Raw genomic sequence first — 14,820 nt, forward strand, 5'->3', positions numbered from 1 at the left:
GGAGCCAGTCATGGATGAGGCACCCGTTTTGGGCCTGCGCGACTCCCTGATCACCAACCAAATCGCCCAAAAGATTGTTTCTTGGCGTGAATCGGGCCACCTTGTCGAAGTATCCCAGGTGGACAAAGAAGAGGTTGCTCACCTGCTTGGCCGGTTCGTCGGGGAGGCGGTAACCCGAGCGATGACCGCGCTCAAGAGCGCCGACGAGCAGGTGGAGTTGGCGAATCGACTTTTGCTGCGCCTGGCCGGGCCCGAGTCCATCGAGAACGGACCGAACAGGCTGTTGTCGGTCGTCAAGGACGTGCCCGGCGCGGTCCTTCCTGATCGGCCGTTGACCTCATTGTCGGAGGCGGCGCTACTGACCAATGCCAGGGAGGACCCGAACCTGGCACATGAACTAGCAGCTGAGCTGGCTAGTGCCGATCGGGTAGACCTGCTGTGCGCATTCGTCAAATGGTCCGGGCTGCGCATCCTAGAGAAGCCACTTGCCGAGTTGCGCCGCCGAGGCGTCCCGCTACGTGTCATCACCACCACCTACATGGGCGCGACCGAGCGGCGGGCGCTGGATCGGCTCGTAGGTGATTTCGATGCCGAGGTCCGGATCAGCTACGAACAGAATGTAACCCGCCTGCATGCCAAGGCTTGGCTGTTGCGCCGCCGTACCGGTTTCGACACGGCCTATATCGGCAGTTCTAACCTGTCACGCGCTGCCTTGCTGGACGGCCTGGAATGGAATGTCCGCCTATCTGCGGTGACTACCCCGCGACTGCTGGACAAGTTCGAGGGCACCTTCGATTCTTACTGGAACAGACAGCAGTTCGAACCGTACGACCCAAAGACTGACAGCGAACGGCTCGACGAGGCTTTGTCTCGCTCAAAGGCAGGCGAGCGGATCTTTGACATCCCCGCGCTGGTACCTCATCCTTTCCCACATCAGAAAGAGATGCTGGAGGACCTCGACGTCGAGCGGACTGTGCACGACCGGCACCGCAATCTGCTGGTGGCGGCTACCGGAACCGGAAAGACGGTCGTGGCTGCCTTCGACTATCGCAATCTGCAACAGCGATTGGGGCGGCGTCCCTCTCTGCTATTCGTCGCGCATCGCAAAGAGATCTTGCAGCAGGCTATGCGCACCTACCGGCAGGTTCTAGCCGCTCCCGACTTCGGCGAACTGCACGTCGGCGACGATCAGTCCCGGCACTGGCAGCACGTGTTCGCCTCAGTCCAGTCCCTCAATTCACGTGGCATCGATACCTTCGCCGCCGACCATTTTGACGTCGTGGTTATCGACGAGTTCCACCACGCCTCTGCCGTGACTTACCGGCGGATCATCGATCACCTCAAGCCGAAGGAACTACTCGGCCTCACCGCCACCCCTGAGCGGGCCGATGGCACCTGGGTCCAAGACGAGTTCTTCGATCGGCACATCACTTCCGAACTGCGCCTGTGGGACGCTCTAGACGCCGGCCTGCTCTGTCCTTTTCACTACTTTGGGATCAACGACGAGACCGACCTCAGCAGCGTGACCTGGTCACGCGGCGCCTACCTCGGTCGCGAACTCGACGAGGTTCTTACCGGTGACAGCGATCGGGCTCGACTCGTGTTCAACGCACTGCTGGATAAGGTCAGCGACCTGCAAGCGGTCCGCGGCTTGGGTTTCTGCGTCTCGGTACGGCATGCACACTTCATGGCCGAGTTCTTCACCAAGGCGGGCCTGAAGTCGCTGGCCGTCGACGGATCGACTGACCCCGCCGAGCGCAGGGCGGCGCTGGCTGCCTTGCGCGATGGGAAAGTCACGTTCCTTTTCGCCGTAGACCTGTTCAACGAGGGTCTGGACATCCCCGATGTGAACACGCTGCTCCTACTGCGGCCAACCGAGAGCGCAACGGTCTTCCTCCAACAACTCGGTCGTGGACTACGCCGTACGCCCGATAAGGACGTGCTGACCGTCCTCGACTTCGTCGGGCAGCACCGCAAGGAGTACAGGTTCGGGAACCGATTCCATGCCTTGACCGGGTTCGCCAGAGGACGTCTGAAGCAGCAGGTGGACAAGGACTTCCCGCTGCTGCCGTCGGGGTGCCAGATCGTCTTGGACCGGGTCACCAAAGACCGATTGATTGCCGAGCTCAAAGTCCAACTCAACGCCACCATCTCTACACTCACCCAGGAGATCCGCTCCCTCGCAGAGATGTCCCTTATTAACTACCTCGAAGCCACCGGCCGCGATATCCACGACATCTACCGCAACCGACGCTACTGGACTTCACGGCTGCGCCGTACTGGGCTCATCAAGGAAGATGCCTCTCCCATGGAGGATGCGCTTGGCCGTCGCGTGCGTGCTTTGCTTCACGTAGACGACCAGCGACGAGCCGAGGCGTATGCACGTCTGTTGCGACCCGACGGTCCGTTCTATAGTCAGTGCTCCCCCACCGACCAGACCTTCACCCGCATGCTGTTCTTCTCCTTCTGGCGCGACGGCGGCGGCTTCACCTCCTACGACGCGGCTCTCTCACAGCTGCGCGCTGAGCCCGCGCTATGCGAGGAGATCCGGCAGGTAATCGCCTACGGCGCAGAGCGTCCCAGGTACGTTGCCAAACCTCTGCCCGAACCACTGGGGCAGGTGCCTCTTGCGGTCAACGCCCGGTATTCGGCTGACGAGATCCTCGCGGCTCTCGGCTGGGCGAATCTGGGTGGCTCCATGACGTCAACCATGCGCGAAGGTGTCGCATGGATCCCGGCCACGCAGTGCGACGCGCTCTTCGTCACCTTGCACAAGAACGAGAAGGAGTTCTCACCACAAACCATGTACCGGGACTTCGCACTCACCCCGACCCTGTTCCACTGGGAGTCCCAGCACCGCACGAGCACGCAGTCAGCCACTGGACTCCGCTACCAGAACCACGAACGAGACGGCAGCCACGTGCTGCTGTTCACCCGGGAGCGCAAGGAGGACGAGAACCGCCACCCCGAACCGTTCGTCTTCCACGGCACCGCCCGGTACGTGGAACACCAGGGGGAGAGACCCATGGCCGTGACCTGGCAGCTCGATGAGGAGATGCCCGCCGACTTGTTCCGTCGCGCTGCTATCGCGGGGTAGCGCAGGATCTCTGACCATGTAAAGACCGGCGCTGACGTCTTCCATGAGCAGCAGGGCAATTAATTTATCGGCATTTTTCTTCCGCCAATGAGATGGTCGTCTCATTGGCGGAATTGAGATCTACCGCTACAACCTCGAACACACCTCCGGCAACGTCGGTCGCTTGCCATGGAGGATCCAGCTGAGCCATTGATTAGCTAATCAGACCTCTAAGGATCCGCTTTTAATACCGCTGATAAATATCCGCCATTCGCCGCTAGCGAAGCGCAGCACTGGCCCGTTCGGGTCCTTACTATCCCGTACGGCACAGCCGCCGTCGGGGAGCTCTGCCATCTCCACGCAGTTGTCCTGCTGAGCGCTCTGGCTGCTCTTACGCCAGGTGAGTACAGGGGTGATTCGGTCCACGGTTGTTACCTCTCCTCCTGCTTTAGTTGATCAACCAGGGCAGTCACGTGGCCTACGGACTGCTCGACGGTCAGAGCAGCCGCTACCACGCGATTAAACATGAGCGTATACGCCTGAACCTCCTCTGGCCGCTCCAGAAAGAGATTGTCTGTTGGCGTCTCCAGATAGACGATCGATGGATCCAGATCGCCCATGAAGTCCAGGACGACGAACCCGCTACCCATCGCTGCATGCGCACCGATCGAGTCAGGCAGCACTTGCACAGTGATATTGGGTTGTATCGCCATGTTGACAAGGTGGGCGAGTTGTTCGGCCATGACCTCGGGGCCGCCAACCATCTTCCTCAGCGCCGCCTCGTCGATGACGGCCCAGAGCTGGGGTGGGTTGTCGCGGGTAAGGATCGCTTGCCGGGCCAGGCGTGCCTCGACCCGCCGCCGAACAGCAGCCTGATCGAGGACCTGTCCTGCTTGGAAGACTGCCGTGGCATAGGCGGCTGTCTGCAGCAAACCAGGGATGGTCACGAGCTCGACCGTGCGGATCTGGGTCGCTTCCGCCTCGAAGCCGGGAAGGCTGCCGCCGAACACGTCCTTGTACTTGGCCCACCAGCCTCTTTCGCGGGACTGCCTGGCGAGATCGAGTATCGCCTCACGCACGGCAGCATCAACAACGCCGTAGAGGTCCAGCAGCATGCGAACATTACCGATATCAGGCAGAACCCACTTGTTTTGTTCCATGTGAGTGAGGCGGCCGCGCGACCATTCCAAGCGCTTGGCGACCTCATCATGCGTGAGACCGGCTTGCTCGCGTAGCCGGATGAGCTCGGCGCTCAGACGCCGTCGTTTGACAGTTGGGCTGCCGATCATTGGGCCTCTCTTCACGCCTTAAATGAGCGAATCACGCAATTTAACTACCGAAACCAGACAATATCGTCGATGAAATCTTGGCCTTGAAAATTCTGCGGCCAACCGTCACCATGTGAAGAGTATCCATCACCGAGAGTGATGAAGGTGTGACTATTGCCCAGTGCACCTTTTGAACTCTTAGAGAGCTCTCGGAGCTAGTGCCCGAATGGGCCGTTATGAGCTCAGCTAGTCCGGTGGCGCTACCAGCAGGCCAAGGACGCTGAAGAAAACGGTTCTGCCAGGCGAATGGCGTCGCCTGGCAGAACCTCGCCCGCACATCGGAGGTGCGAACTGTGCTCAACCCTAGTAGAACCCCAAAGATCATCCGGGTTCGCTGGCATGCCGAACAACCGCCCTCGCCTCTCGGGTGCCGCTGGTGCGGCCACCCCCCGTACGCGCACGACGCCGCCAGCCTGCCGCATCGGCCCGATCACCTGTGGGAGCAGCCCACCCCGGCCCAGGTCCGTACCCGCATGATGGCCCGGCGCCGCCTCGGGCTCTGCGGCCGGCTGCCCGCCCCTCCCGCGCCGACCACCGTGGCCCCGCGCCCGCCGAGCCATCCCCTCGCGGGTTCTCCCATCAGCCGGGGACGCCACTCGCGACCGGCCCCACCACCGTACGGGCGCGAATCGCCGCCAGGGGTACGGCCCGGCAGGCGCGAGTCGTACCGGAAGGGGGCGACGGCGTGAGCACCTCCTCCATCAAGACCGACAGCCTCCGGCACGAACCCGGCGAAGACCCCCAGGCGCTGCGCACGCTGACGCTCCGCTTTCCCGCCTGGTGCCTCTGGTACGGCAAGGCCACCGAACAGTGGTGGGCCCTCTCCCCCGCCCGGTGTCGGCAGCACATCGGCCTGATCGAGGCCGACACCCCCGCCGAACTGGCCGCACAGATGCAACACATCGAGGACTTCCACCCCCACCCCGAACAGCACGACCAGCCACCACACCCCCTGGCCGGCACCGACCACCGAACGGCCGTCAGGGACATCAGGGTCGCCGGAGGCGGCCAGAGCACCAAGATCACGAGCAAGGGAGGTGACCGGGATGGCCGCGCGACTCCTGTCCGTACTCGTCGGCGTGCTCGCTAGCCGATTCCGGATGACAACCGGCGACACCAACGGACCGGCCGCCGCGATGTGGTCGCCGTACCTGGGCCGGATACTCGGCTGGTCGACGACGCCGAACCACACCCCCGTCATCTCCCAGCGGTTCCCAGCCACCCCCGACCAGGTCAGGCCCGCACGGAACTTCGTCGCCGAGATCCTCGGCGACGACCACCCACTCCGCGACGACGCCATGCTCCTGGCCAGCGAGCTGGCCACCAACGCCGTCGAACACTCCACCAGGCCGACCGACACCAAACCGGCAGACACCGAACCCACCGACACCAGAGCGACCGACACCGGAACCTCAGGCGCCGGAACCGCGGACACCACACCGGGCGACCGGCCACGGGAGTTCGTCGTCACGGTGGCCTTCACCCCCCACGGCGTCATCGTCACCGTCCAAGACCCCGGCTCCACACAGATCCCCTGCGCCAGAAACCCCCAACCCAACGCCACCGGCGGCCGAGGACTCCTGCTCGTCAACGAACTCGCCACCCGCTGGGGCTTCCACCGCGACCCCACCGGAACCGTCATCTGGTTCGAACTCACCTGACAGACCGGCGTGGCGGCGCGAGCCTGGAGGAGCAGCGCCGCCACGCCCTCAACCAACGGAGCTACATGGTTTCCGTTCGGCGGATGAACACCGGCTGCGGCGGCCTACCCGGTGATGAGCGCCTCGTGGAATTCACGGACTTTCGGCTGAGTGGGCCAGTGACGGCCGAGCCGGTCACGCAGCGGGGTCAGCTCGGCCACGACGTGCTGGGAGCCGGATGGGCACATGACCGACGTCCTCGGGGATCCGGCAGCGGCACCTGCGCGCCGCCACCGCGGCCGGATCCTCTGCCCGCGGCGAGGCCGGGTCCCACTGCCCGGGCACGAACAGCCGCCGGTTCACCGGACAGGACGCCGTGTCGGTGACCAGTATGGGCGAAACAGGAGAACACCCCAGCGGCGAACGTCTCCAGTCGCGCCCGTACGGCCTCGAGTTCTTGAGGGGTTGTCTTCCCTCACCCCCAAAGAAGGTGACATACCGTCTCCTACCCGAGGCAACCAGGTCTTACTAGGCGGGCAGGTCCCAGCTCGGCCCATCGGGTTCGCCCAGCCAGACATACTGGCGGTCCTTGGTGACGGTGAGCCCGAACCCGGACTGGTGCGGAGAGTCGGCGCCCATCCAGGTCAGGACGGCCTCTTCGGCTTCGTCCCACAGCTTGATCGGCCCGTGCTGACGCACCGTCCACCCACCATCGGAGTTCGGCCGGACATCGGCCTGCGACCCGGTACCGGAGTCGAACAGCGTCAGGATGTCCTCGGCCCATGCGTGCTGCGCCTGGGGGACGGCGAGCTGGGCGACCCACAGGGCCGTGTCGTCCTTCAGGATCAACGGATCGACCCTGCCCTCGCTTACGGCTCCGCGGCCCATCACCAGGGACGGCTGTGGAGGCGGCAGGTGAGGCCGAGCGGTCATGAAGTACACATCGTCTTTAAGGAAAAAACCGCTCGCGGAGCCGTCTTCGGCGACCCGGAGATGCGCGAACGCGACGCCATCCGTCCATCCCCGCATGGGGGTGGTGATCGTCCCTCCTGCGCGGACCTGCCACAGCCACATGAGCGGGATCGTGCGCACCGCGCAGGTGGCGATGAGCCGATCGTAGGGGGCGTTGGCGTCGTACCCCTGAAGTCCGTCCCCCACCGCGAGGTGAGGTGCGTACCCGGCCCGAGTGATGGCGGTTTCCGCGCGGTCGGCGAGCACAGGGTCGTATTCGATGGAGGTCACGGCCTTGTCCCCAAGCCGATGACACATCAGGGCCGAGGAGTAGCCGGTCCCGGTGCCGATCTCCAGAACCGTGTCACCTTCGCTGATCCCGGCCGCTTCGAGCATCAGCACGATCAGCCCCGGAAAGGTGGACGACGAGGTGGGTCGCGAGATCAGCACCGGCTCGGTCGCGTCCTCGGCGAGAACCCCGTTGAGCTGGGTCACCCATGTCTCGTCGGTGTAGGCGAGGGCAAGCCAGTCTTCGGCACTCATCTCCGACCGATGTACCGGAACCCAGCCGCGACCGGGTTCGTACCGGTAGACGGCCTCTCCCAGGAACAACTCGCGGGGCACCGCCTCCAGCGCCTGCCGCCAGCCGGGGGAACCGACCTGATCCGCCAGTGCGAGACGGAGCTTCGCGGCCACAACGCTGTCGCTCATGGCCACCATCCTTTCAGGAGTACATCGGCGAAGGCGTCCGCCATCGCGGATGAGTCAGGCAGCCAGCCCCACTGCCCGTTGGGGTTGCACTCGATGAACGTCCAGGTGTCCGGGCTCTGTCCGCTCCCGTCGCCCGCTCCGAGGGCGAAGTCGAAACAGCCGAATACCAGTCCGAAATGGCCCAGATAGGCATACAGGGCGTTCCTGATCGGCTCGGGTACGTCGATGGGGTCGTGGACCAGTTCGTCCCAGTCGCCGTTGCGCCAGTCGAGCGCGCCGTCGGGTGTGGTGATCCTGCTCGCGAACACGGCTCGACCGATCACGGTGACCCTGGCGTCAGCGGTCTTGGGCACCTCCTTTTGAAACAGGTGGGCGGTCACCGACACCGAGTCATCAAGCTCTTGCTCGATGACGCGCTGCGTCCATATCGCGGCGACGTAACCGTCCGGGCCGCGCGGAGCGCCCCGGAACGACTTGTAGATGATCGGGCCGTGCTCGGCGGCGAACTTACGCGCCTGCACCACGTCATTGGTGATCAAGGTTGTCGGGATGGCCAGTCCGAGCTGGGCGGCCATGCGGAGTTGGGCGGGCTTGAAGTCGGCGCGGGTGTTCGCCGCCGGGTGATTGACGTATGTCGCGCGCAGGTTGTTGAGGATGCCGCCGAGTCCATGCCGAGCCTCGGCAGCGGCGAATTCCCCCTCCTCGTCGGGCAGGTGAGCGAATCCGCCGGGGAACGGGGTGGGGCGGCGGTAGTACACCGCCCCGACCTCTTCCAGCGCGATCTCACGACCCGGTGAGCGGAGCCGGCCGATCCACTGCGGTTGGGGATCGCCGATGTGGGCGCTGAACACCAGATCGGGGCCGATATCAGCGGGAAGGAACGCCTGCCGTCATCTTTCCTCCTTCAATGAGAGATGTGTCCACACTGCTTCGATGAACATGGTTCTTCGTAAGAAGACAATCACTATCCTGCGATCCGCTCTCAGCCCTGGTTCGCCAGGTGGGGTGCTGGCCGGAGGCCATGGACCTGGACGATGAGCTGGGTGGCCGGCGCCCGGCCAAGCGGAGTTGTGTCGCCTCGGCACCCCTCATGCCCGCCCTCCGGGCTGGGCCCCGAGGACCAGGTTCACCACCTTCTCAGGCTGCTCACGCCTGACGGTCTGAAGGCCGGGACCGTTGCGCAGGGACACCAGGTAACAGCCGGAGCGCGTGCCTATGCTCACCGAGGCCGTGAGCCATCCCGCCTCACCATGGACGACCAGCTCGGGGGCGTAGCGCGTACGCTGACTCAGTGGCCACGGCTTGCCGTTCTCGGCCGGCTTCAGGGCGATCGTGTGAACGGCGTAGGAATGAACGCCCTGAACCTTCAACAACCGCTGCACGACGGCCAACGCCGCGTCGTGCTTCTCCGCTGTTGCGTCGGTCACCTCGTCGTTCCCACGCCCCCCGGTATGGGCCTCTGTCACTGTCCGTCCGGATGCCATAACCCAGAGGGTAGGAGTGGCTGTTTCCAGGGCTCAACGAGTGTGGCCAAGTGTGGCACGCAACTTCCTATCGCTGGTGCGCGGCAAGCGCTTTTCTGATCAATTCACGAGCCTCCCCTCCGTGGACAGCCATGTCGGCCAGCCGCCCGAACTCTCGCTCGTAACGGGCAATCTCCCCTGGCGCTGTGACCGTGACGGCCGCGCTGACAAGCTCCACGCTGACTTGAACGTTGTCGAAGATCGAGAAGTTATGGGCTACGTGCATGGCTCGGGTAATCGTGGAGGGGATCACGCCGAAGGACATCGAGGGCAGTGTCATGACGGTGAGGTGCTCCAGAGATTCCGGACAGGCCGCTCGCTAGGGTGGTAACAGTCCGAAGGAGATAGAAACATGCCGAAAGGTTCCAGGCGTAGGTTCAGCCAGGAGTTCAAGGACGAAGCTGTGCGCATGGTCCTCGACGGCCCCCGTACGATCGCCGAGGTCGCCAGAGAGTTCGGCGTCCACGACACCACGCTCGGCAATTGGGTGAACACCTACAAGCGAACGCGCGCGGAAGAAGAACCGCACTCCCTCAGCGGCCCCGAGCGCGCCCGGCTGCGCGAACTCGAGCGAGAAAACTCCGAACTCCGCGAGAAGCTTTCCTTCCTAAAAAAAGCCGCGGCCTTCTTCGCGGCCGAGAACAATCGGTGACCGCGAAGTTCGAGTTGATCGACGCGGAGAAGGCCAACCATAGGATTGTGAAAATGTGCGACTGGCTGGAGGTGTCCCGCTCGGGGTATTACGAGTGGCGCGACCGGCCCGCCTCGGCGACCGCGCAGCGTCGCGACCTGCTCCAGGACCTGATCGCGGGCATCTTCTACGAGCACGAGGAGGTGTACGGCTACCGGCGCGTCCACGCCGAGTTGCTGCGCCGCGGTGAGCGCTGTTCGGCTGAGTTGGTGCGGGTGTTGATGCGCGAGCTGGGCCTGCTGCCGGCGCAGGTGCGGCCCTTCACGCCGAAGCTCACCGAGCAGGGTGCTTTCCGGGGCATTCCCGACCTGGTCAGACGCGATTTCACCGCCGTCCGGCCCGGCGTCAAGCTGGTGGGCGACATCACGTACATTCCGACCTGGGAGGGGTTTTGCTACCTGGCCACGGTGATCGACTGCTACAGCAAGGCCGTGGTGGGGTGGGCGATGGCCGATCACTACCGCACCGAGTTGATCACCGAGGCGATCGAGAACGCGGTACAGACCTTCACCATCGAAAAGGACGCGATCTTCCACTCCGATAGAGGGTCGAACTACACGTCCGATGAATTCGGCACCGTGCTGAAGAGGCTGGATATCCGGAGGTCCGTTGGCCGTACCGACATATGTTACGATAATGCCATGGCCGAATCGTTCTTTTCGGCATTGAAGAATGAATGGCTGAAACGGTACGTTTTCACCAGCCGGGCGAAGGCTCGCCGGGCCGTGATCCGTTATATCGAGGGCTTCTACAATCGGCGCCGACTTCATTCATCCGTTGGTTACCGGACACCGTTCGAAGTCCTCGACGAGTACACAGCGCTTCAGTCGGTTGCGTAGTTCGCAGCCGCAGATTCCGCTGTCCGGAATGATCTCAGCCCCTCAATCCGGGCTGCCACCCCCACTCCGCCCAGCTTGCGCACCGCCTCGACCGGCAGCGTCTCCACCTTCACCGTGCCGACCTCGGCGCCGGAGTTCACCGCGCCCACCCGGACCGGCAACTCACCGGCCCGCACCAGAGTGGATTTCACCTCCACCTCGGCGCTGCCCGGCTTGGGCCACACCGGATCCTTTCGCTTCACTACGGGCGCGCTTTCCTCCGCACCCTTGCCGAGCTTGGGTTTCGGTACGGCACGTCCATCCACCGACGGCTCGGGATTCGATGCGGGAACGGCTGCGGCCGCTGGTTGAACCAGGCGTTCGGGAACTCCCACCCCGGAGATCAGGACCGCCATCACAACCCCGATCACCAGGGCAATCAGCCGAACTCGCACGCGCCGAACCCGCATCCCGAACCCTTCCGCAGGCACGCTGACGCAGACCCCGGGAGAGGGGCCTCATTCGTCAGAGAGCAGATAAAGAGCGAATAAAAGGACGATCACCGTGGAGGTTGATCGAGATGACAAGAATGGTCAATACACAGGAAAGTGTCTTACCAGTTACTCGGGGCAATGATCCGCCGCAATGCCACAACTCCGAGACCTTGTTAAGCCTGGTAAAGATCACATTCGTGAACGCGAACCGACCGGGCGAGAACCCGCAAATCCCTGAATGTGACTTACCTCACATGAAATACCGAAACCCCGCTATTTGGCGGCCCGGATCACATCGACGATCATCGGGCGGTAGTCAGGATGGGCCTGGGCCAGACGCTCCAGCGCATACGGGCCAGCCAGGCGAACGAGGGCTTAGGCGTGGCCGAGTTGCTCGGCGGCACGACCTCTAGCGGATCAAGGTCTGCGATACATCAGTACGCCACCCGCTGTACCTACTCCCCCCGACGACACGGCCAACGTCATCTCCGAAACCGGCGTCGTATCAGCGACGTGCCCGAGGGTGAGCGGGCGCTGCTCTGGCTGTACGGCATGGTCCGCCGCATGCTGGCCAACCAACGAAGAACTCGCCTCTCTTGAACCGGAAGCCGTTAAAAGACCGGTGTGACCGCGCGATCCTGGAGAGGTAGCGCCGCCCCACCCTGCAGGAAGCAATCGCGACAACTCCTGTCCCGGTTTTGGGGAGTGCCGAAACCCCAGGTCAGCTTTACTTTCCCGGCCATCGGGTGATCCTCTGCCCGAGTGGACCTTGACCAATTCTTTGCATTCGGACCCGAGGTGCCTTTCACCGCGAATCGGGTGTTCACCGATCGGGAGGAGTACATCCGGCGCAGTCGTTACCCAGAGGTCGTACGGCAGATCGAGAGAAGGTCGGCCGGGACGAGGCTGGAACGGATCGGCGCCGGTGACCTGATGGGCCACGTGTACCTGCACAACGCCCGGTTCCAGGAGGCGGCGGAGCTGTTCACCTAGGTCCTGGCCGAGGCGCGGCGGGCGGACGCGCCGCTCTGGGCGGCGCGGGCCGCGCGCCACCGGGCTCTTGCCTCCATGTGGTTCGATGCGAAGCTGACCCTTCGGACGGTTCCGGAGGCTCGTGAGCTCAACCAGTCGGTCGGGGAGGTCGTGGGGCTGGCCCAGTGCGACATGGCGGAGTCGATGGCCCGCGCCATGCGGGGAGAGTGGGCCGTCGCCACCCGCCTGCTCGGCGAGGCTCGCCGGACCTTCGAGGCCGTCGGCGCCTCCGCCGAGCTGCTGCCCATCGACGTGGTCGAGGTCCTGCAGCTCATCGCGCGAGGCCAGGACGGGCAGGCCCTGGCAGTCACGGTCCGCCTCGCGGAGACGACCGGAGCCGAGGAGGCTTTCCTGCCCGTGTGGGCGGCGGTCACCGCGCTCTGGACCGGGCAGCCGGAACTGCACGACTTCACCCGGATAAGGTGGTTGGATCTTCCTGAAACGACACGGGAGCGGTGGATACAACCGCTCCATCGGCTGCGAGCGGGAGGCGGGTCATGAAGGTCTGCGGCCCGCTTGATGTCGGTGACAAACGGGGGCTCATCCCGACCTGCCGCGTACCGGAGGCCGAGATCGCCAAGGCGCGCAACGTGGCGCTCAAGAGTGCGGCGTTCGACGGTGTGGCCGGTCCGTACGATCCGGGGGCCACGGTGGTCTACGGTCGCCGGACGGCCGTCAAGGTCCAGCACCGCCTGCACGAACGCCTTGGCACCGCGCTGCGGATGGAGTCGATGCGTAAGGCCGCGGGGCTCAAGTTTCCGGCCCTGCTGGACGCGGGCACCGTGCGGACCCCGTCCGGACCTCGATGGTGGCTCGTCCTGGAAAGGGTCGGCGGCTCACCCGGCGAACGTCCGACCCCCGCTCAGCAACGCGGCCTGGGCGAGCAGCTTCGCCGCTGGCACGGTGCCGCGGACCAGGGTGGGCTGCGCCTGGACGAGCCTGGTGCTCTCGGGGTGCTGCTCGGCTCCGCGCGCAACCTCGCGGCCCGCGACTATCCGGCCATCTCCCGGCTGTTCGACCAGGCATGCGCGGGACAGCCGATGGTGGCCATTCACGGGGATGTCGCGGTGGGACACAACGCCCTCTTCGAGGGGGACGATCTGCTGGCCGTCCTGAATCCCGGCGCGGTGGAGGTGGGGCCGCCCATGCTCGATCTCGCCTGGTGCCTGGCCGTCGACCTGCCGCGCGGCGCTCAGCCGCGCCGGCTGCTGGAGGGGTACGGCACCGACGCGGTCGACCAGGAGGCCCTCGATGCCGTACTGCCGCTGATGATCCTGCGCAGGTTGATCGACACCCAGGTGGAGGGCAGCGTCGAGGACTCCCAGTGGCTCGCGGCCTGGCTGTCCGCGAACGCCCCCGGCCTGCTGCCTCTGGCCTCGGCGCCGTGATCAGAGGTTCAGCCCCGCGCGCTGGGCACATGCCCACGGGATCCACCGATCCCACACATTCGCCGGTACCGACAGGCGGGTGAGCAGCTCGGGTTCGTCGTCTCGCGCGTAGAAGCGGTTCAGCCCGTCGAACAGCGCGAGCGCGTATCCGGCCGCCAGCAGTTCCGGCTCCCAGTCCTGGTGGCTCGGCTCGGGTGAGCCCGGCACGGTCGCCTCGGCCACCACCACCCGGGGACGCCAGAAGCCCAGGTCGGCCGAGGCCAGCACCGCCGCCTCCCGCCCTTCCACATCCACCTTCAGCAGATCGAACCCCGGTGACGCGTACGCGACCAGGATCGACTCCAGGGTCACCACGGTGACCTCCAGCTCCGCCACGTCGGCGCCGCCTCGAACATGTTCTGCGGCGATCGCCGACTCCAAGGTGCTCAACCCGAGCATGTCCTCGGGGCTGCCCTCGGGCAGGATCCGGTAGAAGGTCGCCGTACCCGGCTCGGTGTCCACAGCGACCCGCAGGTTCACATCCTCCGGCCGCTGCCGCCGCAGCCGCTCGAACCGCTCGGGCAGCGGCTCGACGTTCACGCCCCGCCAGCCCAGCCGATCGACCAGGTTCTTCGTCAGTGACCCGCGAACCGGATCCCCCGCTCCGACATCCACAAAGAACCCCGCCCGACGATCGGCGAACGCCCGCACCAACACCACGTCCTCGGCATTCTGCCCGTACGCCACCAGCCGGAACCGCTCGTCGCCATGGCCCATCCCCCGATGTAAACCCCCGGTCGGCCTGCCGTACAGCCACCATCGACGACCACAGATCTGACCAGCCTTTATCGGTCGTGACAGGCAGGAACCCCGTCCTCCAGGACGCCGACCGCAAACAGGATCAGTCGGCGCCGCGGTCCAGCGCGTAGCGCAGGTAGAAGTCAGGCTTAGCCAGGTAGCGGCGCCAGTGGTCGACCTTCACGTGCTGCGTGGCGTCACTGACGCGGCCGGAGTGCCTGGCCACGTCCTCAGCGCGCTGATCGCTCCGGCGGCTACGGTGGCTGCAACGATGGGCCAGCTCGCAAAGAAAGACCCGATGCGCCGCCGCACCCTGCTGTCCGCCGCCGGACTCGCTGTCCCCGCTCATCTGCTGTCCAGACTCGATGACGCGCTGGCCGTGCTGCCGGCA

Annotated in this window: 17 protein-coding genes and 1 pseudogene; 7 read left to right on the forward strand and 11 right to left on the reverse strand. The window is 64.9% G+C overall.

The features are described from left to right. The first annotated feature begins 10 nt into the window (after positions 1–10). Positions 11–3,097, forward strand: a complete 3,087-nt coding sequence (locus OG884_RS12630; RefSeq protein WP_326645261.1) for a DUF3427 domain-containing protein — start codon at positions 11–13, stop codon at positions 3,095–3,097. Between the two features lie 201 nt (positions 3,098–3,298). Here the strand turns inward: OG884_RS12630 and OG884_RS37480 are convergent, their stop codons facing one another. Together OG884_RS37480 and OG884_RS12640 are read right to left on the reverse strand one after the other, a co-directional pair. Continuing rightward, the gene (locus OG884_RS37480) at positions 3,299–3,430 is read right to left on the reverse strand and encodes a DUF397 domain-containing protein (protein ID WP_442811723.1); all 132 of its coding nucleotides are present in this window, start codon (positions 3,428–3,430) and stop codon (positions 3,299–3,301) included. Between the two features lie 77 nt (positions 3,431–3,507). Next, positions 3,508–4,365, reverse strand: coding sequence for a helix-turn-helix domain-containing protein (locus OG884_RS12640; RefSeq protein ID WP_326645266.1), 858 nt, complete (start codon positions 4,363–4,365; stop codon positions 3,508–3,510). Positions 4,366–5,089: 724 nt separating this feature from the next. Here OG884_RS12640 and OG884_RS12645 point away from each other — a divergent pair. Together OG884_RS12645 and OG884_RS12650 are read left to right on the forward strand one after the other, a co-directional pair. Further along, positions 5,090–5,494, forward strand: coding sequence for a hypothetical protein (locus OG884_RS12645; RefSeq protein ID WP_326645268.1), 405 nt, complete (start codon positions 5,090–5,092; stop codon positions 5,492–5,494). Beyond that, on the forward strand, positions 5,451–6,065 hold the full coding sequence (locus tag OG884_RS12650) for an ATP-binding protein (protein WP_326645270.1): 615 nt from the start codon (positions 5,451–5,453) through the stop codon (positions 6,063–6,065). The genes OG884_RS12645 and OG884_RS12650 overlap by 44 nt, the downstream gene beginning before the upstream one ends. A 104-nt stretch (positions 6,066–6,169) precedes the next feature. Here the strand turns inward: OG884_RS12650 and OG884_RS12655 are convergent, their stop codons facing one another. From OG884_RS12655 to OG884_RS12675, 6 genes and pseudogenes are all read right to left on the reverse strand, one after another. Continuing rightward, entirely contained in the window at positions 6,170–6,292 is a 123-nt protein-coding gene (locus OG884_RS12655) for a hypothetical protein (RefSeq protein ID WP_326645271.1), read from the reverse strand. Then, positions 6,285–6,434 (reverse strand): annotated as a pseudogene (locus OG884_RS37485) (transposase); the annotation flags it as partial. The gene OG884_RS12655 and the pseudogene OG884_RS37485, both read right to left, overlap by 8 nt. A gap of 138 nt (positions 6,435–6,572) precedes the next feature. Beyond that, on the reverse strand, positions 6,573–7,706 hold the full coding sequence (tgmC, locus tag OG884_RS12660) for an ATP-grasp peptide maturase system methyltransferase (RefSeq protein WP_326645273.1): 1,134 nt from the start codon (positions 7,704–7,706) through the stop codon (positions 6,573–6,575). Then, positions 7,703–8,557, reverse strand: coding sequence for a hypothetical protein (locus OG884_RS12665; protein ID WP_326645274.1), 855 nt, complete (start codon positions 8,555–8,557; stop codon positions 7,703–7,705). Before OG884_RS12665 ends, tgmC begins: the two co-directional genes overlap by 4 nt. A gap of 237 nt (positions 8,558–8,794) precedes the next feature. Then, positions 8,795–9,133, reverse strand: a complete 339-nt coding sequence (locus OG884_RS12670) for a hypothetical protein (RefSeq protein ID WP_326645276.1) — start codon at positions 9,131–9,133, stop codon at positions 8,795–8,797. A 124-nt stretch (positions 9,134–9,257) separates the two neighbouring features. Next, positions 9,258–9,527: a Scr1 family TA system antitoxin-like transcriptional regulator gene (locus OG884_RS12675; RefSeq protein ID WP_326646911.1), complete on the reverse strand. Its 270-nt coding sequence runs from the start codon at positions 9,525–9,527 to the stop codon at positions 9,258–9,260. Between the two features lie 54 nt (positions 9,528–9,581). On the opposite strand from OG884_RS12675, the gene OG884_RS12680 reads away from it, so the two are divergent. After that, positions 9,582–10,759, forward strand: a protein-coding gene (locus tag OG884_RS12680) for an IS3 family transposase (RefSeq protein WP_442811673.1) whose coding sequence is annotated in 2 segments (ribosomal slippage) — positions 9,582–9,840 and positions 9,840–10,759 — 1,179 coding nt in all. Because the reading frame shifts where the segments join, the coding sequence is not laid out codon by codon here. Here the strand turns inward: OG884_RS12680 and OG884_RS12685 are convergent. Then, positions 10,744–11,193, reverse strand: coding sequence for a hypothetical protein (locus OG884_RS12685; protein ID WP_326645279.1), 450 nt, complete (start codon positions 11,191–11,193; stop codon positions 10,744–10,746). The two genes, OG884_RS12680 and OG884_RS12685, sit on opposite strands and share 16 nt — an antisense overlap. A gap of 858 nt (positions 11,194–12,051) precedes the next feature. Here OG884_RS12685 and OG884_RS12690 point away from each other — a divergent pair. The 3 genes from OG884_RS12690 (at position 12,052) to OG884_RS12700 (ending at position 13,652) form a co-directional block, all read left to right on the forward strand. After that, the gene (locus OG884_RS12690) at positions 12,052–12,225 is read left to right on the forward strand and encodes a hypothetical protein (protein ID WP_326645282.1); all 174 of its coding nucleotides are present in this window, start codon (positions 12,052–12,054) and stop codon (positions 12,223–12,225) included. 75 nt (positions 12,226–12,300) lie between these two features. Continuing rightward, a complete protein-coding gene (locus OG884_RS12695) occupies positions 12,301–12,765 on the forward strand; it encodes a hypothetical protein (protein WP_326645284.1) in 465 nt (154 codons plus the stop codon). Then, the gene (locus OG884_RS12700) at positions 12,762–13,652 is read left to right on the forward strand and encodes a phosphotransferase enzyme family protein (RefSeq protein WP_326645286.1); all 891 of its coding nucleotides are present in this window, start codon (positions 12,762–12,764) and stop codon (positions 13,650–13,652) included. Before OG884_RS12695 ends, OG884_RS12700 begins: the two co-directional genes overlap by 4 nt. Here OG884_RS12700 and OG884_RS12705 read toward each other — a convergent pair whose 3' ends face one another. Both OG884_RS12705 and OG884_RS12710 read right to left on the reverse strand, forming a co-directional pair. Continuing rightward, positions 13,653–14,408: an FkbM family methyltransferase gene (locus OG884_RS12705; protein ID WP_326645288.1), complete on the reverse strand. Its 756-nt coding sequence runs from the start codon at positions 14,406–14,408 to the stop codon at positions 13,653–13,655. It abuts the gene before it with no gap. Between the two features lie 124 nt (positions 14,409–14,532). Beyond that, the gene (locus tag OG884_RS12710) at positions 14,533–14,778 is read right to left on the reverse strand and encodes a hypothetical protein (protein ID WP_326645289.1); all 246 of its coding nucleotides are present in this window, start codon (positions 14,776–14,778) and stop codon (positions 14,533–14,535) included. Positions 14,779–14,820: the final 42 nt, after the last annotated feature.

Origin of the sequence: Streptosporangium sp. NBC_01755, from assembly GCF_035917995.1 — a bacterium.
GTDB lineage: Bacteria > Actinomycetota > Actinomycetes > Streptosporangiales > Streptosporangiaceae > Streptosporangium.